The sequence below is a fragment of the Pseudomonas sp. 14A genome (assembly GCF_018132745.1).
Taxonomy (GTDB): domain Bacteria; phylum Pseudomonadota; class Gammaproteobacteria; order Pseudomonadales; family Pseudomonadaceae; genus Aquipseudomonas; species Aquipseudomonas mercuritolerans.
Window position 1 is genome coordinate 70113 of the sequence record NZ_JAGRQJ010000017.1, and the last position, 22951, is coordinate 93063.

The window sequence follows — 22951 nt, forward strand, 5'->3', positions numbered from 1 at the left end:
AAAACAGACTGTGGGAGCGAGCCTGCTCGCGAAGGGGCCATCACCTGCAACATTTCTGTTGGTTGACACACCGCTTTCGCGAGCAGGCTCGCTCCCACATTTGACCTTATACAGTCAGTTATAGCGCTTTGACGGAAATGATTTCCACATCAAAGGTCAGCGTCTTGCCGGCCAGCGGGTGGTTGAAGTCGACGGTCACTTGTGTGTCATCGAATTCCTTCACCACACCTGGCAATTCAGTATTGGCCGCATCGTTGAAGATCACCAGCAGACCCGGCGACAACTCCATGTCGGTGAACTGCGAACGCGGGATGGTCTGCACGTTCTGCGGGTTCGGCTGACCGAAAGCGTTTTCCGGCTCGACGGTCAGGGTGCGCTTGTCGCCGGCCTTGAAGCCGAACAGTGCGGCTTCGAAACCCGGCAGCAAGTTGCCGTCGCCGACCTTGAAGGTCGCCGGCGCCTTGTCGAAGGTACTGTCGACGGTGTCACCGTTTTCCAGGCGCAAGGCAAAGTGCAGCGTAACTTCGGTGTTCTGGCCGATGCGTTGCTCAGTCGATAGCGGTTCAGTCATGAGCAGCCTCTTCGGTTTTCTTCGATTTGAACATGTCCAGTGCCAGCATGATCGCGCCAACGGTAATCGCGCTGTCGGCAATGTTGAACGCGGGGAAATACCAGCGGTTCTGCCAGTGCACCAGGATGAAGTCGATCACATGGCCCAGGGCAACGCGGTCATACAGGTTGCCCAGCGCGCCACCCAGCACCAGCGCCAGGGCGACGGCCAGCCAGGTGTCGTTGCGACCCAAACGCTTGAGCCAGACCACCAGCACCGCACTGACCACAATCGCGATCAGCGCAAACAGCCAGCGCTGCCAGCCGGAGCTGTCGGCGAGGAAGCTGAAGGCAGCGCCGGTGTTGTAGGCCAGCGTCCAGCTGAACAGATCGGGAATGATCACGATCTGCTGGAACATTTCGAGCTTGCTTTCGAAGTAGTACTTGCTGGCCTGGTCAATGACCAGAACCAGCAAGCTCAACCACAGCCAGCTCAGCCGTCCGAAACGGCCAATGGCATCAGGCATAGTGACGAACCTCGCCAGCGCCGCTGATGTTGTCGACGCAACGCCCGCAGATTTCCGGATGTTCCGGGTTCACGCCGACGTCTTCACGGCAATGCCAGCAACGTGCGCATTTCGGGAACGCCGACTTGACGATCTTCAGTTTCAGACCGCTGACTTCGGTAGCCACTGCATCGGCCGGAGCCTGCACGAATGGTGCGACGCTGGCAGTCGAGGTGATCAGGACAAAGCGCAATTCGTTGCTCAGCTTGGCCAGATCGGCGCTCAGCGCCTCTTCGGCAAACAGCGTCACTTCGGCCTGCAGGTTGCCACCGACGGCTTTCGCCGCGCGCTGGATTTCCATCTCTTTGTTGACCGCAACCTTCACTTCCATGATGCGATCCCAGTAGGCGCGACCCAGCTCGAAGCCTTCCGGCAGCTCGGTCAGGCCTTCGTACCAGGTGTTGAGCATGACCGACTCGTTACGCTCGCCCGGCAGGTATTGCCACAGTTCGTCAGCAGTGAAGGCGAGGATCGGCGCGATCCAGCGCACCAGCGCTTCGGAGATGTGGAACAGCGCGGTCTGGCACGAGCGACGGGCCTTGCTGTCGGCGCCGGTGGTGTACTGGCGGTCCTTGATGATGTCGAGGTAGAAACCACCCAGCTCCTGCACGCAGAAGTTGTGGATCTTCGAGTACACATTCCAGAAACGGTATTCGCCGTAGTGCTCTTGCAACTCGCGTTGCAGCAGCAGCGTGCGATCCACCGCCCAGCGATCCAGCGCCAGCATGTCTTCAGCCGGCAGCAGGTCGGTGGCCGGGTTGAAACCGGTCAGGTTGGAAAGCAGGAAGCGCGCGGTGTTACGGATACGACGGTAGGCATCGGCGCTGCGCTGCAGGATCTGCTCGGACACCGCCATTTCGCCGGAGTAGTCGGTCGAAGCGACCCACAGACGCATGATGTCGGCGCCCAGGGTGTCGTTGACCTTCTGCGGCGCGATCACGTTGCCCAGCGACTTGGACATCTTGCGCCCGGACTCGTCGACGGTGAAACCGTGAGTCAGCAGTTCGCGATATGGCGCGTGGTTGTCGATGGCGCAACCGGTCAGCAACGAGGAGTGGAACCAGCCACGGTGCTGGTCGGAACCTTCCAGGTACAGGTCGGCGCGCGGGCCGCTCTCGTGGCCCATCGGGTGCGAACCGCGCAGAACGTGCCAGTGCGTGGTGCCCGAGTCGAACCAGACGTCGAGGGTGTCGCTGATCTTGTCGTACTGCGGCGCTTCATCACCGAGCAGTTCGGCAGCGTCGAGTTTGAACCAGGCTTCGATACCTTCGACTTCAACGCGTTTGGCGACTTCCTCCATCAGCTCGACGGTACGCGGGTGCAGCTCGCCGCTTTCCTTGTTGAGGAAGAACGGGATCGGCACGCCCCAGTTGCGCTGACGCGAGATGCACCAGTCCGGACGATTGGCGATCATCGAGTGCAGACGCGCCTGGCCCCAGGCCGGAACGAACTTGGTGTCCTCGATGGCTTTGAGCGAGCGCACGCGCAGGGTGTCGCCGCTGGTTGGCTCCTTGTCCATGCCGATGAACCACTGCGCGGTGGCGCGGTAGATCAGCGGGGTCTTGTGGCGCCAGCAGTGCATGTAGCTGTGTTCGATGACGGTGGTGTGCATCAGCGCACCGACTTCGGTCAGTTTTTCCACGATGGCCGGGTTGGCCTTCCAGATGAACTGGCCGCCGAAGAATTCCAGCGACGGCACGTACACGCCGTTGCTCTGCACCGGGTTGAGGATGTCGTCATTGACCATGCCGTATTTCTTGCAGGTCACGAAGTCGTCCACACCGTAGGCCGGGGCGGAGTGAACCACGCCGGTGCCAGCGCCCAGTTCGACGTAGTCAGCCAGGTACACCGGCGACAGACGATCATAGAACGGGTGACGGAAGTTGATCAGCTCAAGTTCTTTACCGGTGGTGGTGGCGATGACCGAACCTTCCACGCCGTAGCGCGCCAGGCAGGCTTCGACCAGCTCTTCAGCCAGCACCAGCAGCTTGTCGCCGATATCGACCAGGGCATAGTTGAATTCCGGGTGCACGTTCAGCGCCTGGTTGGCCGGGATGGTCCACGGGGTGGTGGTCCAGATCACGATCGCAGCAGGTTTGCTCAGCGAGGCCAGACCGAACGCGGCAGCCAGTTTGGCTTCATCAGCGATCGGGAACGCAACGTCGATGGTCGAGGACTTCTTGTTCTCGTACTCGACTTCCGCTTCAGCCAGAGCCGAACCGCAATCGAAGCACCAGTTCACCGGCTTGAGGCCCTTGAAGACAAAGCCACCCTTGACGATTTCGGCGAGGGCGCGGATTTCACCGGCCTCGTTCGTAAAGTTCATGGTCTTGTACGGGTTGGCGAAGTCGCCCAGCACGCCGAGACGGATGAACTCGGACTTCTGCCCTTCGATCTGCTCGGTGGCGTAGGCACGGCACAGCTCGCGGGTCTTATCCGCGCCGAGGTTCTTGCCGTGGGTCACTTCAACCTTGTGCTCGATCGGCAGGCCATGGCAATCCCAGCCCGGGACATACGGCGCGTCGAAACCCGACAGGGTTTTCGAGCGGATGATCATGTCCTTGAGAATCTTGTTCAGTGCGTGACCGATGTGGATCGTGCCGTTGGCGTACGGAGGGCCGTCGTGCAGGACGAACTTCGGACGATCCTTGCCAATCTCGCGCAACTTTCCGTACAGGCCAATACTGTCCCAGCGCTGCAGGATCTGCGGTTCGCGCTGTGGCAGGCCGGCCTTCATTGGGAAGGCGGTGTCCGGAAGGTTTAGCGTGGCTTTATAGTCGGTCATTTAAGGCTCTTCATTAGCGATGGGCGCTAGGTGCGGCTAGTGCACGGGCGGTGGCGACATCCGCATTGATCGCCGTTTTCAATGCCTCCAGAGAGGCGAAGCGCTGCTCTTCACGCAGCTTTTGGTGGAAAACCACCGTCAAACGCCGGTCATACAGATCGCCGGCAAAATCTAACAGATGGACCTCGAGGTGGGCTTTGCCATCTCCTTGCACCGTGGGGCGCACGCCGATATTGGCGACGCCGGGCCAGGTCTTGCCGTCGATGTCGACATTCACCAGATACACCCCGGTAAACGGCACGCGACGACGCTTGAGTTGAATGTTGGCAGTGGGCGTGCCCAGTTGCCGGGCCAGTTTCTGACCATGCAGCACGCGACCGGCGATGCGGTACGGACGGCCGAGCAAGCGTTCGGCCAAGGCAAAATCGGCCGCAGCCAAGGCGTTGCGCACCTGCGTGCTGCTGACGCGAATGCCGTCCAGCTCGACGGTTTGCGCCGCTTCGACGGTGAAACCGTGAACCTGCCCGGCCTGCATCAGAAAATCGAAATCGCCGAGGCGGTCGCAACCGAAACGGAAATCATCACCGACCTCCAGATGCTGCACGCCAAGGCCATCGACCAGAATGGTATCGACGAACTCACTGGCGCTGAGCTTGCTCAGCCGCTGGTTGAACGCCAGGCACAGCACCCGGTCGACGCCTTCAGCGGCCAGTAACTGCAGTTTGTCGCGCAACCGCGCCAGACGTGCCGGTGCGGTGTCGGGAGCAAAGAACTCCCGTGGCTGCGGCTCGAAAATCACCACGCAGCTGGGTACGCCCAACTCGAGCGCACGCTCACGCAGCCGGGCCAGGATAGCCTGGTGACCACGGTGAACACCGTCAAAGTTGCCAATAGTGGCGACGCAGCCCCGATGCTGGGGGCGCAAGTTGTGGAGGCCTCGAACCAGCTGCATAACGCGCTTCTTGCTCATAAAGTGGTCGATTATAACCACACCCGACGGCCGACGACAGGCAACACCGTAACGCAAAGTGAACGAGCCGACAAAACCGCCGGCCCATGCCTGCTCATGAAGGCTGAAACCTCAGCTCAAGGCCTTGCGATTGAAGTCGCGCAGACGGAAACCCAGCAGCAGCAACATACCGAAATACGCCACCACACCGGCCACCACCAGCGCGCCCAGGCGCAGGAAGCGCTCGAGCATATGCCCCTCATCCCACGCGGGCATGAAATGCATGCCGGCCAGCAACACCGCCGACATCACGGTCACTGCAACGACCAGCTTGAAGCCGAATTTGCCCCAGCCGGGCTGCGGTTGATACATCTTCTGCTTGCGCAGTTGATAGAACAGCAGCCCGGCGTTCAGGCAAGCACCGGCACTGATCGCTAAGGCAAGGCCGGCGTGGGCCAGTGGGCCGATCAACGCCAGGTTGAACAACTGCGTGCAGACCAGCGTAAAAATTGCAATTTTCACCGGGGTGCGAATGTTCTGTTGCGCATAAAAGCCCGGCGCCAGCACTTTGATCACGATAATCCCGAGCAGGCCGACCGAATAGGCAATCAGCGCACGCTGGGTCATCTCGGCATCGAAGCCGCTGAACTGGCCATACTGGAACAACGAAACGGTCAGCGGTTCGGCAAGAATCCCCAATGCGAGCGCACACGGCAGCACCAGCACAAAGCACAGGCGCAGGCCCCAGTCGAGGATCCGTGAGTATTCGTGGCGATCCTTGCTGGCGTAGGTCTTGGCCAGTGTCGGCAGCAGAATCGTGCCGAGCGCCACACCCAGCACACCCGACGGCAATTCCATCAAACGGTCGGCGTAATACATCCACGACACCGAACCTGCGACCAGAAACGAGGCGAAAATGGTGTTGATGATCAATGAAATCTGACTCACCGAAACACCGAGAATCGCCGGCAGCATCTGCTTCATCACCCGCCACACGCCGCTGTCGCGCAGGTTCAGGCGTGGCAGCACGAGCATGCCGATCTTTTTCAGGTGCGGCAGCTGATACAGCAATTGCGCCAGACCGCCGACCAGCACCGCCCAGCCAAGGGCCATGACCGGTGGATCGAAGTACGGCGTGAGGAACAGCGAAAACACGATCATGCTGACGTTGAGCAGAGTCGGCACGAAGGCCGGCACCGAGAAGCGGTTCCAGGTGTTGAGGATCGCGCCGGCCAGCGACGACAGTGAGATCAGCAATATATAAGGAAAGGTCACCCGCAACAGATCGGAGGTGAGCTGGAATTTCTCCGGGGTATCGGTAAAACCGGGGGCCGTGGCCCAGATCACCCAAGGCGCGGCGATCATGCCCAGCGCCGTTACAACCGCCAACACCAGCGTCAGCAGGCCCGACACATAGGCGATAAAGGTGCGCGTCGCCTCTTCGCCCTGCTGGCTTTTATATTCGGCAAGGATCGGCACGAACGCCTGGGAAAACGCCCCCTCGGCGAAAATGCGCCGCAGCAGGTTGGGCAGTTTGAACGCAATAAAGAAGGCATCCGTGGCCATCCCGGCGCCGAATGTCCGCGCGATCAGCGTGTCACGAACAAAACCCAGAATCCGGGAAAGCATCGTGATAGAGCTGACGGCGGCCAACGATTTGAGCAGATTCATTGAGAGAGTTTGTGCCTGTCGATAAACAGCAGGCGAACAATGCGCCTACTTGTGCGATACTCCGCGCCGCAACAGCACAGAGCCAAAGCTCGCGAGTTTACAGGTCAAGCGCCGGAAATAAATATCCCGCCTCTTTATACCTACCACTTAGCGGAACGATTCAAGTGCCCTTGACAAGACAAGTCTTCATCGGCATGATTCGCGGCCTATTTTGTTTGCTATTTCCTAAAAAGTCTTTCGAGGAGCTCGACGGTGGCCAACTCACCTTCCGCCAAAAAACGTGCAAAACAGGCTGAGAAGCGTCGCAGCCACAACGCCAGCCTGCGTTCCATGGTTCGTACCTACATCAAGAATGTAGTTAAGGCCATCGACGCAAAAGACGCTGAAAAAGCTCAAGCTGCATACGTTCTGGCTGTGCCAGTTATCGACCGTATGGCCGATAAAGGCATCATCCACAAGAACAAGGCTGCTCGTCATAAGAGCCGTCTGAATGGCCACGTCAAAGCGCTGAAAGAAGCCGCTTAATCGACGTAGTCATTAAAAAACCGACCTCAGGGTCGGTTTTTTATTGCCTGTGATTTAACAAGCAACAGGCAAAAAAATGTGGGAGCGAGCCTGCTCGCGAATGCGATCTGTCAGTTGATATTTCTATCGACCGACATGACCTCTTCGCGAGCAGGCTCGCCCCCACAGTTCGGATTGGTGACGCTTATTGCTGGACCGGCACCCACGGCAGGATCGGGATGGCAGTCACGGCATTCTGCGGGCTACCCTCGATCAAGCGATCGCTGTAGACGAGGTACACCAGCGTGTTGCGTTTCTTGTCGAGGAAACGCACCACCTGCATGGTCTTGAACACCAGCGAGGTGCGCTCCTTGAACACCTCGTCGCCGTCCTTCAGCTCGCCCTTGAACTTGATCGGTCCGACCTGGCGACAAGCGATCGAGGCTTCGGCGCGATCCTCGGCCAGACCGAGACCACCCTTCACCCCACCGGTCTTGGCGCGTGACAGGTAGCAGGTCACGCCTTCGACTTTCGGATCGTCGAACGCCTCGACCACGATCCGGTCATTCGGCCCGACAAACTTGAACACGGTCGACACCTGACCGATCTCTTCGGCCGAAACCAGCAATGGCATCGCCATCAGCAGGCCCAACAATCCTTTCGCTACACGCATCGAATTTTCCTTAGACCAGAATCAGGTTGTCACGGTGAACCAGTTCCGGCTCCGCCATGTAACCGAGCAAACCGACAATCGCATCCGACGACTGACCGATGATTTTTTGCGCTTCCAGGGCGCTGTAATTGGCCAGACCACGAGCAATCTCGCGACCATCCGGCGCCACACAGACGACCATCTCACCGCGACGGAAACTGCCCTGAACCAGTTTCACCCCCACCGGCAGCAGACTTTTGTTGCCCTTGGACAACGCCGACACCGCCCCCTCATCCAGCACCAGGGTGCCACGGGTTTGCAAATGACCGGCCAGCCACTGCTTGCGCGCCGCGAGCATGCCGCGCTCAGGCGACAGCAGCGTGCCAATGCGCTCGCCCACCTTCAGGCGATCGAGCACGCGCTCAAGCCGCCCACCGACAATGATGGTGTGCGCACCGGAACGCGCTGCCAGTCGCGCCGCGCGCAGCTTGGTCTGCATGCCGCCACGCCCCAACGCACCGCCGGTACCGCCGGCGACCGCATCCAGCGTCGGATCATCGGCGCGCGCTTCATAAATCAGCTGCGCTTCGGGATTGTTGCGCGGATCGGCGTCGAACATGCCGTCGCGATCGGTAAGGATCACCAGCAGATCGGCCTCGACCAGATTGGCCACCAGCGCCGCCAGCGTGTCGTTGTCGCCGAAACGGATTTCGTCAGTGACCACAGTGTCGTTTTCGTTGATCACCGGAATGACTTTCAGCTCGACCAGCGCACGCAAGGTACTGCGGGCGTTCAGGTAGCGCTTGCGGTCGGAGAGGTCGTCGTGGGTCAGGAGAATCTGCGCAGTGTGCCGGCCATGCTCGGCGAAGCTCGACTCCCACGCCTGCACCAGCCCCATCTGACCGATTGCAGCGGCCGCCTGCAGCTCGTGCATGGCACTGGGTCGCGCAGTCCAGCCCAAGCGGCTCATGCCGGCCGCTACCGCCCCGGAGGACACCAGCACCAGCTCGACGCCCGCTTCATGCAGCGCCACCATCTGCTCGACCCAGACACTCATTGCCGCGCGATCCAGCCCCTTGCCGTCAGCTGTCAGCAAAGCGCTGCCGATCTTCACGACCCAACGCTGCGCACCTGTCACCTTGCTCCGCATCATCTTCAACCTTAGCTTGAGGGCAGCGCGACCTGGCACTGCCCGTGACGTTAATCGTGGCGATTGCTGACCAACGATCGATTTCCGGATACTAAAACGCCGCTCGATTGAGCGGCGTTCAAGTTTATCGCAACGGATCAGTCACGCACGTAAATGATTTCCGGACCGTCTTCGTCATCCACATCTTCTTCATCCCAGTCATCGTCGCCGATGTCATGGACCGACTTCACGCCGCTGCGACGCAGGGCACGCTTGTCGTCCAGCGCCTGCAACTGCGCACGGGCTTCGTCTTCGATACGCTGGTCGAGATCGGCCAGTTCTTCCTTGTACGCAGGATCTGCGGCGAGGCGATCGGCACGGTCTTCCATGTAACGCATGATGTCGTGGCACAGACGCTCAGTACCGATCTTGGCGATGGCCGAGATCACGTACACCGGACCAGTCCATTCCAGGCGATCGACGATTTCCTTGACCCGAGCATCGTGCTCTTCTTCAAGGATCTGGTCGCACTTGTTCAGCACCAGCCAGCGATCACGCTCGGCCAGCGACGGGCTGAATTTGATCAGCTCGTTGACGATCACTTCAGCCGCGTCCGGAGCACTGGAATCATCCAGTGGCGCCATGTCGACGAGGTGCAGCAGCAGACGCGTACGCGCCAGGTGCTTGAGGAAGCGAATGCCCAGGCCAGCACCATCGGAAGCGCCTTCGATCAGCCCCGGAATGTCGGCAATGACGAAGCTCTTCCAGCGATCAACGCTGACCACACCCAGGTTCGGCACCAGCGTGGTGAACGGGTAGTCGGCGACTTTCGGCTTGGCGGCCGAGACCGAACGGATAAAGGTACTTTTACCGGCGTTCGGCAAGCCCAGCAGACCGACGTCGGCCAGCACTTTCATTTCCAGCTTGAGGTCGCGCTGCTCGCCCGGCTTGCCTGGCGTGGTCTGACGCGGTGCACGGTTGGTACTGGATTTGAAACGGGTGTTGCCCAGACCGTGCCAGCCGCCCTGCACTACCATCAGTTTCTGACCGGCCTTGGTCAGGTCGCCGATGACTTCCTGAGTGGCAGAGTCGATCACGGTGGTGCCGACCGGCACGCGCAGGATCAGGTCTTCGCCCTTCTTTCCGGTGCAGTCGGTGCTGCCACCGTTGGAGCCACGCTCGGCATCGAAATGACGGGTGTAACGGTAGTCGACCAGGGTGTTGAGGTTTTCGTCGGCCATCATGTAGATGGAACCGCCGTCACCGCCATCACCGCCGTTCGGGCCGCCGTTTTCAATGAATTTTTCCCGGCGGAAACTCATGGCACCGTTGCCACCGTCACCGGCCTTTACGCGAATCGATACTTCATCAACAAACTTCATAACCAACGCCTCTCGCCGTACGGACGAGCCGAAAAACAATCAAGACATAAGACTCTTGCAAAAATGAGCGCAGCGACCCCAAGACACGACCTGCATCGCACGCCGACAGCCCATACAAACAGCTTTGCAAGAGACTCACCCCACAAACGAAAAAGCCCCGTCGCAAGACAGGGCTTCTCCAGCGATCTCGCGATTAAGCCGCGATTACGCTCACGTAACGACGACCGAAGGCGCCCTTTACTTCGAACTTGATCACGCCTTCGATTTTAGCGAAGAGAGTGTGATCCTTGCCCATGCCAACGCCGTAGCCAGCGTGGAATTGGGTGCCGCGCTGACGCACGATGATGTTGCCGGCCTTGATGACCTGGCCGCCATACATCTTCACGCCAAGGCGTTTGGCTTCTGAGTCGCGACCGTTACGGGTACTACCACCAGCTTTTTTGTGTGCCATGAGTTCAATTCTCCTAGTGAGGAATTAGGCTGTAATTAAGCCTGAATACCGGTGATTTTGATCTCGGTGAACCACTGGCGGTGGCCCATACGCTTCATGTGGTGCTTACGGCGACGGAACTTGATGATGCGGACTTTATCGTGACGACCTTGGGAGATCACTTCAGCCTTGACGGTTGCGCCAGCAACAACTGGTGCGCCGATGTTCACGTCGTCGCCGTTGGCGACCAGCAGAACGCGATCAAAAGTCACGGATTCGCCAGTAGCGATTTCCAGTTTTTCGATCTTCAGGTATTCACCTTCAGCGACCTTGTATTGCTTACCGCCGGTAACGATTACTGCGTACATGGTATTTCTCCGATAATCCTGCTCACCCAGCTCTTTATAAGAAGAGGTATTGGCTGGCATGGCTGCATGGGGCTGGAACGGCCCAAGTGCAATTGCGTAAGGCAGGTGCTGCCCAGGAAGTTCAGGGTGCGCGATTGTACGCAAGCAATCTGCCTCGCGCAAGTGGCCGTCCATCGCGCCTTGACAGGTCTGGACGGGGGTCCTAGCATGCCGCGCAACCCTTCTGGAGCGACTCTCGCTGATGCAACCCCAAGCTTTCTACCGCGCGGTGGCGGACGATTTTAGCGCCGTCGACGGCATCATCAAGAAGCAGCTGACGTCTCGAGTGCCGCTGGTATCGAAAATCGGCGATTACATCACGTCGGCCGGCGGCAAACGCCTGCGTCCTTTATTAGTGTTGCTGTGTGGCAAGGCCCTGGGTCGCGAAGGCGACGACATGCGCCTGCTGGCCGCCACCATTGAATTCCTGCACACCGCGACCTTGCTGCATGACGACGTCGTCGACATGTCCGGCATGCGCCGTGGCCGCTCGACCGCCAACGCCATGTGGGGCAATGCCCCGAGCGTGCTGGTCGGCGACTTCCTGTATTCGCGCTCGTTCGAAATGATGGTCGAACTCGGCTCGATGCCGGTGATGAAGATTCTCTCGCAGGCCACACGCATCATCGCTGAAGGCGAAGTGTTGCAACTGTCCAAGGTGCGTGACGCCAGCACCAGCGAAGAAACCTACATGGAAGTCATCCGCGGCAAGACCGCGATGCTCTTCGAAGCCTCGACCCACAGCGCCGCCGCCCTGGCCGGCGCGACCGCCGAGCAGAGCGAAGCCCTGCGCACGTTTGGCGATCACCTGGGTGTGGCGTTCCAGCTGGTTGATGACTTGCTCGACTATAAAGGCGACGCGGAAACCCTGGGCAAGAACGTCGGCGACGATCTGGCCGAAGGCAAACCGACCCTGCCGCTGATCTACACCATGCGCGAAGGCACGGCCGAACAGGCGGCACTGGTGCGTCAGGCGATCCAGAAAGGCGGAATCGAAGACCTCGAAAGCATCCGCATCGCCGTCGAAGCGTCCGGCTCGCTGGAGTACACCGCGCAACTGGCCCGTGATTATGTGGCCCGTGCGATCAAGTGCCTCGAGGCGCTGCCGGCCAGCGAATACCGCGATGCCTTGGTTGAATTGAGCGAGTTCGCGGTAGCCCGCACGCACTGATTCATCCCCTGTGGGAGCGAGCCTGCTCGCGAAAGCAATCTGCCAATCGACTCAATGTTGACTGACACAGCGCTTTCGCGAGCAGGCTCGCTCCCACAGTTGTTTCTGCGCTATGCCCTCCTCCGCGTAAAACCCTATACAATGTGCGCCCTTTAGTCCTCCTGATACCCAAGGAACCTTAGTGAGCACGTTGCCACCCTGCCCGAAATGCAATTCCGAATACACCTACGAAGACGGCACCCAACTGGTCTGCCCCGAGTGCGCCCACGAGTGGTCTGCCAGCGGCGAAGCCGAAGTGGCGGCCGATGATGCCGTGAAGAAAGATTCGGTCGGCAACGTCCTGCAGGACGGCGACACCATCACCGTGATCAAGGACCTCAAGGTCAAGGGCACATCGCTGGTGGTCAAGGTCGGCACCAAGGTCAAGAACATCCGCCTGTGCGATGGCGACCACGACATCGACTGCAAGATCGACGGCATCGGCCCGATGAAGCTCAAATCCGAGTTCGTCAGAAAAGTCTGAGCCTTGCGTCATCCATCCCGCGCCAGCCGTGGGATGGAGCTTTGCCCTCCCCGCTTCGGCTCAATGAATCCGCGCATGGCCATCAGCCAGCCATTTTGACCTGACACAACCTTTACCCGGAAAACTCCACGATCCGCCAATAGGCACTTGCTATTTGATGAATAAGAATTATTCTCATTGAAACCTTTCAAGGAGATGAGACCCATGACTTATTTGATCGACGCCTGGCTGGATCGCCCACACCCGTACCTCAGAATCCTCCATCGGGAAACCGGCGAAGTCTGTGCGGTGCTTGAAGAAGAAGCCTTGCATGAGCTGCAGGATCAAGGCGATCTGGACGTCAGCAGCCTCAATTCCAGCGAGCCGCTGGTGCTCAAGGAGCTGGTGCGCAATCTGTTCCTGTTCTGCTATGCCCGGGCGTTGCGCCCGACCAATGAGCTGCACAACAAGATCGAAATATGAGCGGTAGTACAAAACCTGTGGGAGCGAGCCTGCTCGTGAAGACGGATTTGCAGTCGACGATTGAGTTGACTGACACACCGCCTTCGCGAACAGACTCGCTCCCACAGGGTTAGCCCGCCATCAAGGCAGGCTCGGTATTACAGAACGTCCAGCAGCTCGACGTCGAACACCAGAACGCTGTGCGGCGGGATGCTGCCGACGCCTTGGGCGCCGTAAGCCAGTTCGCTCGGCACGTACAGGCGCCATTTGCTGCCGGCATTCATCAGTTGCAGCGCTTCGGTCCAGCCAGCGATCACGCCGCCAACCGGGAATTCGGCAGGCTGGCCGCGCTCGTAGGAGCTGTCGAACACAGTGCCGTCGATCAGCGTGCCGTGGTAGTGCGTACGCACCTGGTCTTCACGGGTCGGCTTGGCGCCGTCGCCTTGAGTCAGCACTTCGAATTGCAGGCCGGAGGCCAGAGTAGTGATGCCTTCACGCTTGGCGTTTTCGGCGAGGAAGGCCAGGCCTTCGCCAGCCGCGGCTTCAGCCTTGGCCGCTGCTTCGGCTTGCATGATCTCGCGGATCACCTTGAAGCTGGCGGACATCTCTTCCTGGCCAACACGGCTTGGCTTGCCGGCGAAAGCGTCGGTCAGACCGGCCAGGATCGCGTCCAGGCTGACACCCGGTGGCGGGTTGTCGCGCAGCTGGTCGCCGAGTTGACGGCCGATACCGTAGCTGACGCGGGTTTCGTCGGTGGACAGATTTACTTCGGACATGACACTGCTCCGCTGTGCGGACGGCCACAGGACTTGCCGTGCGTGCACAGCGCGTCCCGGCGCGCCCGGAACCAAAAGGGCGAGCAGACTAGCACAGATACCCCGGACTTGGGGCCGGGGCTACAGGGCCGAGCGCCAGGCGAGCGGCACTTTCAGGCTTTCATCGAGGTCAGCGACCAGCCCGCACATTTCGTCATGGACTGAGGTGTGCACAAGGTTGAATGGCAGAACCGGGAAGGCATGCAGCAGATCCCGCGCGTGCTCCACTGAGCGCAGCGTCAGCATATTGCCCTTGAGATCGCTCAACGGATACGCCGTCCCATGCATCCTCGCTTCCAACAGGTAAATGCCTCCTTCCATCGAGATCAGGTTCAGCTCGTCGACCTTTCTGGCGATGGCAAACGCGTTCAACTCTTGCAGGTTCATGGAAGCACCTCACACCGTGGCGAATCGCACCGTTAAAGGGATAGGCCGGCGCGCTTGAAAGCACAAGCCACAAACGAAACCGCCCGTCTGTTTCGCAACAGACGGGCGGTTTTTTTGCCTTGATCGGCTGATCAGTGCTTGGTGACCTTGTCCAGGTAACCCATGGCAAACGCGGACACCACAAACGTCATGTGGATGATCACGTACCACATCAAGTGCTCAGGATCGACGTTCTTGGCATCCATGAAGATGCGCAGCAAGTGGATCGAGGAGATAGCCACGATCGACGCCGCGACTTTCATTTTCAGCGACGACGAATCCATGGTGCCCAGCCAGCTGAGCTTCTCTTTGCCTTCGTCGATGTCCAGTTGCGAGACGAAGTTCTCATAGCCGGAAATCATCACCATCACCAGCAGACCACCCACCAGCGCCATGTCGATCAGCGACAGCAGCACCAGAATCAGATCCGATTCAGCCATGGCGAAGACGTTGGGCAGGATATGGATGATTTCCTGGAAGAACTTCAATGCCAGCGCCAGCAGACCGAGGGACAGGCCGATGTAGATCGGCGCCAGCAGCCAGCGGGTGGCGTACATTGCATTTTCGATAAAGCGTTCCATTGACTCTCACACAAGGGGCTGGAAATGGCGGCGAGTATAACAGCCCGCTGTGACAGCCAGAAACCGCCGGAAAATCCGCCACCTGCGTGTGTGTGACAAAGTTTTTCTGCTAGTGTCCAAAGCATTGACAGCCCAATGACAGTGGACAGGACGCGTGGAAATGGATGTGCGATCAGCGTTGACGACTGCCGGAATCTGCCTCGCCTTGCTCATCGGCGGTTGCTCGCCCGGCGATGAAAAGCACGTCGCCAACCTCGACGAAAAGACCGCCACCTTCGAACAGTCATTGGACACGATCAGCGATCCCAAGCTCAAGGACGCCATCACCGAACTCGGCGGTTCGCTGCTGTTGCTCGAACGCGCCCGGCTCAAGCTCGACGACATCACCCCGCACACCGAATACGGCGCAGACGCCCTCGCCGTGCTCAAGCACTACCCTACCCCGCAAGCGCTGGTCGATACCTTCATCAACGGCCTGTTCGTGCTGCACAAGGACGCCAGCTCGGATTACCTCACCGATCTGCAGCCGGTATTCCCGTTCAACCTGAACATTCCCGGCGGTTTCCTGTTCCCGCACGGCATCGAGTGGCACTCGGTGACGCTAAGCAACAAACGCGTGATCGCCTGGCAGCCGGAGTGGTCGGAGACCGACCCAGGCATTCAACTCAGCCCGTCCAGCTCCAACGTGACCAATCCCGATGACCTGACGGTGACCTACCCGTTCATCGATGGCCTCAACGTCGACAAGAAAAGCCTGCCACAACCGGTCAGCCTGCAAGGCCAGGTCGAGGTCATCGCGCCGCGTCGCCTGTACAGCTTTGACCTGACGCAGAAAGACGTCGGCCAGACCCGCACAAACGACAACCTCAGCGTCAAACTGCTCAAGCTGGAAAAGAACTATGCCGAGGTCGAAGTCAGCAACAGCCTGCCGCTGGCAGCGGAAGTCGCCGAAACCCGGATCAATCCGCTGATCGTCCAGGCCCGCGACGCCAGCGGCCAATACCTGGTGCGCGCCGGTTCGATCAACGAAAGCCCGGAGCAGGTCGCGTTCTACCAGAAACAACTGACGCAGTTACAGAAGCAGAAGAGCTGGAGCGACACCCTGGAAAAACAGCTCAGCGACGACCAGCAAGCCTTCGAGAAAGACCACCCGCGTCGCTACAACAAGGTGTATTTCCACGGTCCGATCGAGACACTGGAAGTCAGCGTGCTCGACTTCTCCTCGGCGACGGTGACGCGCAAATCCCTGGACCTGCCGGTGCGCACCTTCAATCCGCACACCACGGCTAAAGCCGTGCAGCCGCTGGACCTGCCAGTTGTGGTGTATGACGACCTCGCCGCCAACTGGCTCAAAGGCGCGGACCTGACCGAAGAACAATTGAAGGCCGGCGTGCGCATTCACCAATCGGTGGAAGAGCCGAGCGCGGCGCGTATAGAGTTTTCCCACCGCCGCACCTTCAACGACGAATTGCTTGGCGACGAACTCAACCCCGGCGTCAGCCCGGTGACCTTCTTCACGGAAAAGCGCGGCGGCAAACTCGACGAGCCGATCGAACTGCCGCCCGAGGCGTACCAGGTCGATCCGCTGCAAGCGACGATTACTTATGATCTGAATCTGTTTCCGGAAACCCCGGCGATTGCCGTGGGCTCGATGCCGTTATTTCTGGCCACGGTGGCCAAGCAATCCTACGACGCGCAGTCATTGCCCAAAGGCCTGGCGATCAAGGACAACACGCTGGTGGTCGACCTGAAAACCTTCCCGGCCAACGAATGGCGTTTCTTCGTCAAGGACGACAGTGGCCACTACCTCAAGCAGATTCTTTCGGTCAGCCACGACGCCAGCACCGAAGGCCCGGCGCTACTCGGCGTGCACTATTTTTACGGTCGCCCGACTCGCGTGGAAACCTATCAGCGCACCGACCTCGCCACCGTGCAATACGGCTTTGAGGTCAAGCTCGACAAGGCGCCGGTGGACCAGGCGCCTTAACCGTTGAGGCTGCGCCCACGACCGCCGTTGATCTGCCGTAGCTGGGCTTGCAAGTGCAAGCTCCAGATCTGCGGATCATTGGCCAGTTCGTAACCATGCAAGGTCAGGCTTTCAACGATGGTGTCGAGAATCGACTCGGCCGCGACCGGGCCGTGGAACGGTCCTTGGGCTTTTATCGCGGAAGGTTGTTCGCCGGCCATGCCGGCCGCGAAGAGCAGCGTCCACATGCCGTTGTCGCCGGCCAGCGGCTTGACGGCGCATTCGATCCGGGTCACCAGACCCAGGCATTGACGGGTGAGACAGAGGTTGCGCGACATGGCGGCGACCCTCGGTAAAGCCGGTATTCAGCCCCCACGGGAGGACTGGCTCGATCCAGTGATACTGTCGATATCCTTGACCTGAGAATAGAAGAAAAGTGTCCCGCGCAAGCCAAATGGAACCAGAAGGCGCCGAATGGTCATTGTGTGAATATTGGCGTCAGAGTAGTGGCACATTCCCCGAAGATCCCCGCAGAGATCAATCTGGAAAAGCACTGTGGGAGCGAGCCTGCTCGCGAAGACGATGGATCAGCCAACTCATTCGTCGACTGATACAGCGCTTTCGCGAGCAGGCTCGCTCCCACAGGGTTTATTGCAAGCCTGTCAGGCCGGTTTGGCCTCGGCGAGAGCCTCCTGCGCCAGTTCCTTCTCGGCCTCTTTCAAGTCCTCTTCGCTGATCATCTCGGCGATATCGCGCAGGCGCTCGACCACTCGCGCATTGATGCTGCCTTCGGGGAATTCGCCATCGGCGTTCGGCTCCCCGGCCGGCTCACCCACCAGCAGGCTCAACGCCTCATCGGCCTGACGCACTGCATACACGTGGAACTGCCCGGCGCGCACGGCGGCGAGGACTTTTTCATCGAGCATCAAAGTGGCGACGTTGGCCTGGGGAATGATTGCGCCCTGTTCGCCGGTCAGACCGCGTGCTTCGCAGAGGCGGAAGAAGCCTTCGATCTTCTCGTTGACCCCGCCGACTGCCTGCACTTCGCCGAACTGGTTGATCGAACCGGTGATGGCAAAACATTGCTTGAGCGGCGTTTTCGACAGCGCCGAAATCAGCGTGCACGCCTCGCCCAGCGACGCACTGTCGCCATCGACGTAGCCGTAAGACTGCTCGAGCGCAATGCTCGCCGAGATCGCCAGCGGGAATTCCTGAGCGTAACGGCTGCCCAGATAACCGGTGAGGATCATCACGCCTTTGGAGTGAATCGGCTGGCCGAGGTTGACCTCACGTTCGATGTCGACGATGCCGCTGCCACCCGGATAGACCGTGGCGGAAATCCGCGCCGGCACGCCGAACGCCGAATCGCCGACCTCCAGCACTGTCAGCCCGTTGCACTTGCCGACTGCCGCGCCATCGGTGTCGATGAGGATGATCCCGGCGAGCATGTCGTCGAGAATCCGCGCCGAGACCCGCCCGGTGCGGGTGGCCTTGGCTTTCAGAGCGCGTTCGATATGGCCGGCGTCGGTCATTTCATCGCCGGCCAGATGGCGAATGAAATCCGCCTCGCTGACCAGTTGGAACAGATCGCCAATGCGCGCCGACAAGCGCCCCTGATGCTCGGCCAGCCGTGCGCTGTAGGTCGCCAGTCGTGCCACCGCATCGGCGGTCAGCGGCGCCATGCCTTCTTCCGAAGTACGGGTTTTCAGGAGCTGGGCGAACTGCTCGAGGCTTTCGTCGACCATCGGGATGTCTTCGTCGAAGTCGACCAGAACGCGGAACATCTCCTGGAAGTCCGGATCGAGATCCTGCAGCGTGTAATACAGCTGCCGCGCACCAATGATGATGACTTTGACCTGCAACGGAATGTGCTGCGGATTCAGGGTCATGGTGGCGAAGCGGCCCATCTCGCCCAGCGGCGATTCCATTTTCAGTTTGCGCGATTGCAGGGCGCGTTTGAGCGCATCCCACACGAACGGCTCGCTGAGCATTTTTTCCGCTTCAAGAATCAGGAAGCCGCCATTGGCGCGGTGCAGCGCACCCGGACGCAACTGCCGGTAAGTGGTGTAGAGCGCGCCCTGATCGGTGGTGTACTCGATGCGGCCGAACAGGTTTTCGTAGGTCGGATGCGGCTCGAAGACCACCGGCGCACCGCCGCTGGCCGGATGCCCGACCACCAGGCTTGGTGCGTATTGTTCTTCCAGCAACTTGCGCGCGACGGCGTCGGTCTTGCTGTCGTCGACCAGTTGCTCGACCACGGTTTTCAGCAGGTAGACCTGCATCGCTTGCAGGTAACCGCAGACCCCGGCGTTCTCTGCGTACTTCTCCGACAGCGGCGCCAGCAAAGGCTGCAAGGCCAGGGTGATGGTTTCTTCGTTGAGCGAACGCAGTTGATTGTTCGACTCGCGCTTCCACTGCGGCAGGCTGGCGAGTTCTTCATTCAGGCGCTCTTCGAGGCCGGAAATGTCATCGTGAAAACGCTCGCGCTCGGCTTCCGGCAACTGCGCGAATTCGGCTTCGTCCAGGGCCTTGCCGTCGAGCATCGGAGTGAAGGCGATATTGCTGCTGTCGCGGTAGAGGGCGACGTCTTTTTCCAGGGCCAGGCGTTCGATGATGTCCAACGCTTTGTCGTAGCGCTGATTGAAGGCGCGGTCGATGGCGCTTTTTTTCTGCTGGTAGGACGGGTGTTCGAAAACTGCCGGAAAAGTCGCCAGCAGGTTGTCGATCAGGCCGTTGATGTCGCCGATGAACGAGGCCGCCGTGCCCGATGGCAGCTCCAGTGCACGCGGTTCGCGCGGCTCATCGAAGTTGTTGACGTAGACCCAGTCCGCCGGGGTCTGCAGGCGCTTGCCTTCGGCTTTCAGGTAGCGTTTGACGAACGAGAAACGGCCGGTGCCGGGCTCGCCCATGACGAATACGTTGTAACCGGGGCGTGGCATCGCCACACCGAACTGCAAGGCTTCGACCGCGCGTTCCTGGCCGAGCACACCGCGAAAGGGCTCCAGATCATTGGTGCTAGTGAAGCTGAACTGTTCAGCGGAAAACGGACGAGTCAGCGCTTCGGGCGCAAGACGCAGGCTGGCAGCAACAGGATCAGGCATCGGGCTTCCTTAACAATCAGGCGGGGCAGGTAGCGGCATTCTGGCGCTGCCCGTGCCCCACTGGCAAGGCGCGCCACATGACAAAGCATAGACAAGCGCGCGGCCGGCCGACGGGTCCCGATAAATCAGAGGTTTATTCCAAATATTTTGCAAAAAGTCACGGAACCGCTGGAACGTGCCTAAACTCCAAACTGCGCGGCTGGAACTAATACCGGCCCACTGACACTTTCGGCTTTGTCCTTGGGCAGAGCACGAAGGGCCAGAACCCTGTCCATTGGTATGCACATAAAGAGAACAAAGCTATGAAACGGATTCTTCTCGGTACTCTCTTCACCGCTGTATCCATCAACGCAATGGCGCAAGCCCCGGGCGGCCCGGATTGCGGTTGGGGCAACATGCTGTTCGAAGGTCAGCGTGGCACCCCGGCGCACTTCCTTGCTTCCACCACCAACGGCACTTCCGGTAACGCTACCTTCGGTATGACCTCCGGCACCAACGGCTGCTCGACCAACGCGTCCCTGACTTATGGCGGCAAATCCTGGTTCGCCATGAATGGCATGATGAACGAGCTGTCCGAAGACATGGCCAAAGGCAACGGCGAAGCGCTGACCACTTATGCCGTGGTCCTGGGCGTAGCACCGGAAGATCGCGCGCACTTCGCGCAAGTCACCCACGAGCACTTCCAGCAGATCTTCAGCAAAGCTGACGTGACCGCTGAAGACGTGCATACCAACACCCTGGCAGTACTGAAATCGGACCCACGTCTGGCCAAGTACGCAACTCAGGCTTAAGCTCGACCCCGCCCGCTTCCTTCGGGAAGCGGGTTTTATTTTGAATACGGTCTGTAGCGAGGGGATTTATCCCCGTTCAGCTGCGAAGCAGTCGTAAAACTTGTGCATGCGATGTATCCGATGCATTGGTGACACAGCTTATGGGGCCGCTTCGCAGCCCAGCGGGGATAAATCCCCTCGCCACAGGGTGCAGTGATTACCCCCGATCCGGGATTTGTTTTCTTTCGACTTAAGTTGCCACCTATGCTCAAACGCCTTGCCTGGCTGGCGCTCTGTGTCTGCGCCCCGCTGTCCGCCGCGCCTCACATCGATCCTCAACGTTTGCAGCAACTGGCCAACGACCGCTTCTGGATTTCCCTCGGTCATTACGAAACCGCCAAACTCGGCGGCTGGCGCAGCTATGTCAGCGACAAGAAGTTTTTTCTCGCCGCCGATGGCAACGAGCATCCGGACCGCGAACTGGCCGCCACCGTGCAGGCGTTGTACGCCCCGGCCAGCCTCGGCGAGCAACACGCACAATGCGTATACCCCGCGCGCACGCGCTGGCTGAAAGCGCAGCTCAATCTCGCCGACCTGCCAGCGCCGCAATGCGCCGAATACAAGCAATGGTTCAAGGACGTCTCGCCGCACAGTGCGGTGATGATTTTCCCGGCGGCGTATCTCAACAGCCCGTCGTCGATGTTCGGCCACACCCTGCTGCGCATCGATCAGGCGGACGTGCAGGCCGACAAGACTTCGCTGCTCAGCTACGCGATCAACTTCGGTGCCTACATCGAAGGCTCGGACAACAGCATTCTGTATGCCTGGAAAGGCTTGATGGGCGGCTACCCAGGGCTGTTCGCGCTGGTGCCGTATCAGGAAAAACTCTCGGAATACCGCAGCCTGGAAAACCGCGATCTGTGGGAATACCGGCTCAATCTGACTCAGGAAGAAACCGCACGCATGGTCGAACATGTGTGGGAGCTCAAGCAGATCCAGTTCGACTACTTCTTCTTCGACGAAAACTGCTCCTATCGCTTGCTGGAATTGCTGCAAGTGGCGCGGCCGAACCTGCGCCTGACCGAACAATTCCCGCTGACCGCGATCCCCACCGACACCGTCAAAGCGGTGAAAGAGGCCGGGCTGGTCGAGCACATCGAATATCGCCCGTCCCGCGAACGTGAACTGCTCAGCCGCGCCGAGCCGTTGAGCGATGATGAGCAGCAATGGGTGCTAAAAGTCAGCGCCGATCAAAAGGCCTTGCAGGATCCGACGTTCAAAGCCCTGCCACGCGCACGTCAGGCGTTGATCGTCGATGCCGCCTATCGTCTGGAGCGCTACCGCGCCAACGGTCAGGAGCGCGACCCACAACGAGCGCAGCGCAGTTTCGAACTGTTGCGGGCGATCAACAAGAACCCGCCGCCGGAGCTGGAGATTCCGCAACCCGGTCTGCCCGAAGATGGCCACGAGTCCCGCACCTGGCAGGCCGGGCTCGGTACGCGAGGCGATCGCGCCTTTGGCGAATACGGCCTGCGCATGGCTTATCACGACCTCAATGACAACGCCGAAAGCTTCCCCCTCGGCGCGCAGATCGAGATCCTGCAACTGAAGCTGCGTCAATACGAAGGCAATGACTGGCAGTTGCAGCAACTGGATCTGGCGACCATTCGTTCGTTGACACCGCGCAACGAGCTGCTGCAACCGCTGTCGTGGCAAGTCACCGGTGGCCTTGAGCGCGTGCCGGGCAAGCATGACGACGAAACGCTGGTCAGCCATGTCAACGGTGGCGGCGGCGGCACGTGGCAGTTGGGCGAAGACGTTCTCGGCTTTGCGCTGGGCACGGTGCGGGTGGAACACAACAACGACTTCGCCGAGTTTGTTTCCCCGGCCGGTGGCTTCAACACCGGCGTGCTGTGGAAAAACCCGCTGGGCAATCTGAGCCTGGAAGCCAAGGGCGACTACTTCTTCAACGGCGAAGTGCGCCGCAGCCTGAGCCTGAATCAGCAGTGGGAGCTGTCGCGCAACCTCGGTCTGCGCTTGAGTGCGCAGCGTGAATTCAGCCAGCTCGCCAGCCCGGAAACAGAAGTCATGCTTGAAGTGAAGTGGTATCACTACTGATCCCGAGCCTGTGTG

The 22951-nt window shown here is 59.8% G+C and carries 22 protein-coding genes; 7 read left to right on the top strand and 15 right to left on the bottom strand.

The features are described 5' to 3' along the window. Positions 1–118 precede the first annotated feature (118 nt). The 5 genes from fkpB to murJ form a co-directional block, all read right to left on the bottom strand. On the bottom strand, positions 119–571 hold the full coding sequence (fkpB, locus tag PS14A_RS21360) for an FKBP-type peptidyl-prolyl cis-trans isomerase (RefSeq protein WP_064364108.1): 453 nt from the start codon (positions 569–571) through the stop codon (positions 119–121). Then, positions 564–1076, bottom strand: a complete 513-nt coding sequence (gene lspA / locus PS14A_RS21365) for a signal peptidase II (protein WP_130910968.1) — start codon at positions 1074–1076, stop codon at positions 564–566. The genes fkpB and lspA overlap by 8 nt, the downstream gene beginning before the upstream one ends. After that, positions 1069–3900, bottom strand: a complete 2832-nt coding sequence (ileS, locus tag PS14A_RS21370) for an isoleucine--tRNA ligase (protein WP_130910969.1) — start codon at positions 3898–3900, stop codon at positions 1069–1071. Before ileS ends, lspA begins: the two co-directional genes overlap by 8 nt. A 13-nt stretch (positions 3901–3913) precedes the next feature. Further along, the gene (ribF, locus tag PS14A_RS21375) at positions 3914–4852 is read right to left on the bottom strand and encodes a bifunctional riboflavin kinase/FAD synthetase (protein WP_016773125.1); all 939 of its coding nucleotides are present in this window, start codon (positions 4850–4852) and stop codon (positions 3914–3916) included. A gap of 129 nt (positions 4853–4981) precedes the next feature. Beyond that, positions 4982–6520, bottom strand: a complete 1539-nt coding sequence (murJ, locus tag PS14A_RS21380; RefSeq protein ID WP_016773124.1) for a murein biosynthesis integral membrane protein MurJ — start codon at positions 6518–6520, stop codon at positions 4982–4984. A 252-nt stretch (positions 6521–6772) separates the two neighbouring features. On the opposite strand from murJ, the gene rpsT reads away from it, so the two are divergent. After that, positions 6773–7045 carry a 30S ribosomal protein S20 gene (rpsT, locus tag PS14A_RS21385; protein WP_003228351.1) on the top strand — a complete coding sequence of 91 codons (273 nt, stop codon included), beginning with the start codon at positions 6773–6775 and terminating at the stop codon, positions 7043–7045. A gap of 184 nt (positions 7046–7229) precedes the next feature. On the opposite strand, the gene PS14A_RS21390 is transcribed toward rpsT, so the two are convergent. From PS14A_RS21390 to rplU, 5 genes are all read right to left on the bottom strand, one after another. Continuing rightward, entirely contained in the window at positions 7230–7697 is a 468-nt protein-coding gene (locus PS14A_RS21390) for a CreA family protein (protein ID WP_041477794.1), read from the bottom strand. A 10-nt stretch (positions 7698–7707) separates the two neighbouring features. Next, entirely contained in the window at positions 7708–8826 is a 1119-nt protein-coding gene (proB, locus tag PS14A_RS21395; RefSeq protein ID WP_212617170.1) for a glutamate 5-kinase, read from the bottom strand. A 137-nt stretch (positions 8827–8963) separates the two neighbouring features. Beyond that, entirely contained in the window at positions 8964–10187 is a 1224-nt protein-coding gene (cgtA, locus tag PS14A_RS21400) for an Obg family GTPase CgtA (protein WP_016773122.1), read from the bottom strand. A gap of 193 nt (positions 10188–10380) precedes the next feature. Continuing rightward, the gene (gene rpmA / locus PS14A_RS21405; RefSeq protein WP_016773121.1) at positions 10381–10638 is read right to left on the bottom strand and encodes a 50S ribosomal protein L27; all 258 of its coding nucleotides are present in this window, start codon (positions 10636–10638) and stop codon (positions 10381–10383) included. A 35-nt stretch (positions 10639–10673) separates the two neighbouring features. Further along, positions 10674–10985: a 50S ribosomal protein L21 gene (gene rplU / locus PS14A_RS21410; protein WP_007924746.1), complete on the bottom strand. Its 312-nt coding sequence runs from the start codon at positions 10983–10985 to the stop codon at positions 10674–10676. A 241-nt stretch (positions 10986–11226) separates the two neighbouring features. On the opposite strand from rplU, the gene PS14A_RS21415 reads away from it, so the two are divergent. The 3 genes from PS14A_RS21415 to PS14A_RS21425 all read left to right on the top strand — a co-directional run bounded on the left by PS14A_RS21415 (position 11227) and on the right by PS14A_RS21425 (position 13180). Beyond that, positions 11227–12195 carry a polyprenyl synthetase family protein gene (locus tag PS14A_RS21415; RefSeq protein WP_016773120.1) on the top strand — a complete coding sequence of 323 codons (969 nt, stop codon included), beginning with the start codon at positions 11227–11229 and terminating at the stop codon, positions 12193–12195. A 181-nt stretch (positions 12196–12376) separates the two neighbouring features. Then, positions 12377–12718 (top strand): zinc ribbon domain-containing protein YjdM, encoded by a 342-nt coding sequence (locus PS14A_RS21420; RefSeq protein WP_016773119.1) that lies wholly within the window; start codon positions 12377–12379, stop codon positions 12716–12718. A gap of 204 nt (positions 12719–12922) precedes the next feature. Then, on the top strand, positions 12923–13180 hold the full coding sequence (locus PS14A_RS21425) for a hypothetical protein (RefSeq protein WP_016773118.1): 258 nt from the start codon (positions 12923–12925) through the stop codon (positions 13178–13180). Positions 13181–13317: 137 nt separating this feature from the next. Here the strand turns inward: PS14A_RS21425 and PS14A_RS21430 are convergent, their stop codons facing one another. The 3 genes from PS14A_RS21430 to PS14A_RS21440 all read right to left on the bottom strand — a co-directional run bounded on the left by PS14A_RS21430 (position 13318) and on the right by PS14A_RS21440 (position 14981). Beyond that, a complete protein-coding gene (locus PS14A_RS21430; protein ID WP_137215619.1) occupies positions 13318–13935 on the bottom strand; it encodes an FKBP-type peptidyl-prolyl cis-trans isomerase in 618 nt (205 codons plus the stop codon). Between the two features lie 120 nt (positions 13936–14055). Next, positions 14056–14361, bottom strand: coding sequence for a DUF6482 family protein (locus tag PS14A_RS21435; protein ID WP_122506670.1), 306 nt, complete (start codon positions 14359–14361; stop codon positions 14056–14058). A 131-nt stretch (positions 14362–14492) separates the two neighbouring features. Then, a complete protein-coding gene (locus PS14A_RS21440; protein ID WP_016773116.1) occupies positions 14493–14981 on the bottom strand; it encodes a TIGR00645 family protein in 489 nt (162 codons plus the stop codon). 160 nt (positions 14982–15141) lie between these two features. On the opposite strand from PS14A_RS21440, the gene PS14A_RS21445 reads away from it, so the two are divergent. Further along, complete coding sequence (locus PS14A_RS21445; RefSeq protein WP_212617171.1) at positions 15142–16968, top strand: hypothetical protein; 1827 nt, start codon at positions 15142–15144, stop codon at positions 16966–16968. On the opposite strand, the gene PS14A_RS21450 is transcribed toward PS14A_RS21445, so the two are convergent. Beyond that, positions 16965–17285: a hypothetical protein gene (locus tag PS14A_RS21450; protein ID WP_137215621.1), complete on the bottom strand. Its 321-nt coding sequence runs from the start codon at positions 17283–17285 to the stop codon at positions 16965–16967. The two genes, PS14A_RS21445 and PS14A_RS21450, sit on opposite strands and share 4 nt — an antisense overlap. Positions 17286–17609: 324 nt before the next feature. Continuing rightward, positions 17610–20048 carry an ATP-binding protein gene (locus tag PS14A_RS21455; protein WP_024014367.1) on the bottom strand — a complete coding sequence of 813 codons (2439 nt, stop codon included), beginning with the start codon at positions 20046–20048 and terminating at the stop codon, positions 17610–17612. A 302-nt stretch (positions 20049–20350) separates the two neighbouring features. Between PS14A_RS21455 and PS14A_RS21460 the strand changes: the two genes are divergently transcribed. Together PS14A_RS21460 and PS14A_RS21465 are read left to right on the top strand one after the other, a co-directional pair. Further along, a complete protein-coding gene (locus PS14A_RS21460) occupies positions 20351–20839 on the top strand; it encodes a DUF3015 domain-containing protein (RefSeq protein ID WP_016773112.1) in 489 nt (162 codons plus the stop codon). Positions 20840–21082: 243 nt separating this feature from the next. Continuing rightward, positions 21083–22936, top strand: a complete 1854-nt coding sequence (locus PS14A_RS21465; protein ID WP_212617172.1) for a DUF4105 domain-containing protein — start codon at positions 21083–21085, stop codon at positions 22934–22936. The last annotated feature ends 15 nt before the right edge of the window (positions 22937–22951 follow it).

What these genes read in the sequence shown, in the direction of transcription:
- fkpB (WP_064364108.1), bottom strand. Translation starts at nt 571, where the DNA reads ATGACTGAACCGCTATCGACTGAGCAACGCATCGGCCAGAACACCGAA.
- lspA (WP_130910968.1), bottom strand. Translation starts at nt 1,076, where the DNA reads ATGCCTGATGCCATTGGCCGTTTCGGACGGCTGAGCTGGCTGTGGTTG.
- ileS (WP_130910969.1), bottom strand. Translation starts at nt 3,900, where the DNA reads ATGACCGACTATAAAGCCACGCTAAACCTTCCGGACACCGCCTTCCCA.
- ribF (WP_016773125.1), bottom strand. Translation starts at nt 4,852, where the DNA reads ATGCAGCTGGTTCGAGGCCTCCACAACTTGCGCCCCCAGCATCGGGGC.
- murJ (WP_016773124.1), bottom strand. Translation starts at nt 6,520, where the DNA reads ATGAATCTGCTCAAATCGTTGGCCGCCGTCAGCTCTATCACGATGCTT.
- PS14A_RS21390 (WP_041477794.1), bottom strand. Translation starts at nt 7,697, where the DNA reads ATGCGTGTAGCGAAAGGATTGTTGGGCCTGCTGATGGCGATGCCATTG.
- proB (WP_212617170.1), bottom strand. Translation starts at nt 8,826, where the DNA reads ATGCGGAGCAAGGTGACAGGTGCGCAGCGTTGGGTCGTGAAGATCGGC.
- cgtA (WP_016773122.1), bottom strand. Translation starts at nt 10,187, where the DNA reads ATGAAGTTTGTTGATGAAGTATCGATTCGCGTAAAGGCCGGTGACGGT.
- rpmA (WP_016773121.1), bottom strand. Translation starts at nt 10,638, where the DNA reads ATGGCACACAAAAAAGCTGGTGGTAGTACCCGTAACGGTCGCGACTCA.
- rplU (WP_007924746.1), bottom strand. Translation starts at nt 10,985, where the DNA reads ATGTACGCAGTAATCGTTACCGGCGGTAAGCAATACAAGGTCGCTGAA.
- PS14A_RS21415 (WP_016773120.1), top strand. Translation starts at nt 11,227, where the DNA reads ATGCAACCCCAAGCTTTCTACCGCGCGGTGGCGGACGATTTTAGCGCC.
- PS14A_RS21425 (WP_016773118.1), top strand. Translation starts at nt 12,923, where the DNA reads ATGACTTATTTGATCGACGCCTGGCTGGATCGCCCACACCCGTACCTC.
- PS14A_RS21430 (WP_137215619.1), bottom strand. Translation starts at nt 13,935, where the DNA reads ATGTCCGAAGTAAATCTGTCCACCGACGAAACCCGCGTCAGCTACGGT.
- PS14A_RS21435 (WP_122506670.1), bottom strand. Translation starts at nt 14,361, where the DNA reads ATGAACCTGCAAGAGTTGAACGCGTTTGCCATCGCCAGAAAGGTCGAC.
- PS14A_RS21440 (WP_016773116.1), bottom strand. Translation starts at nt 14,981, where the DNA reads ATGGAACGCTTTATCGAAAATGCAATGTACGCCACCCGCTGGCTGCTG.
- PS14A_RS21445 (WP_212617171.1), top strand. Translation starts at nt 15,142, where the DNA reads ATGGATGTGCGATCAGCGTTGACGACTGCCGGAATCTGCCTCGCCTTG.
- PS14A_RS21450 (WP_137215621.1), bottom strand. Translation starts at nt 17,285, where the DNA reads ATGTCGCGCAACCTCTGTCTCACCCGTCAATGCCTGGGTCTGGTGACC.
- PS14A_RS21455 (WP_024014367.1), bottom strand. Translation starts at nt 20,048, where the DNA reads ATGCCTGATCCTGTTGCTGCCAGCCTGCGTCTTGCGCCCGAAGCGCTG.
- PS14A_RS21460 (WP_016773112.1), top strand. Translation starts at nt 20,351, where the DNA reads ATGAAACGGATTCTTCTCGGTACTCTCTTCACCGCTGTATCCATCAAC.
- PS14A_RS21465 (WP_212617172.1), top strand. Translation starts at nt 21,083, where the DNA reads ATGCTCAAACGCCTTGCCTGGCTGGCGCTCTGTGTCTGCGCCCCGCTG.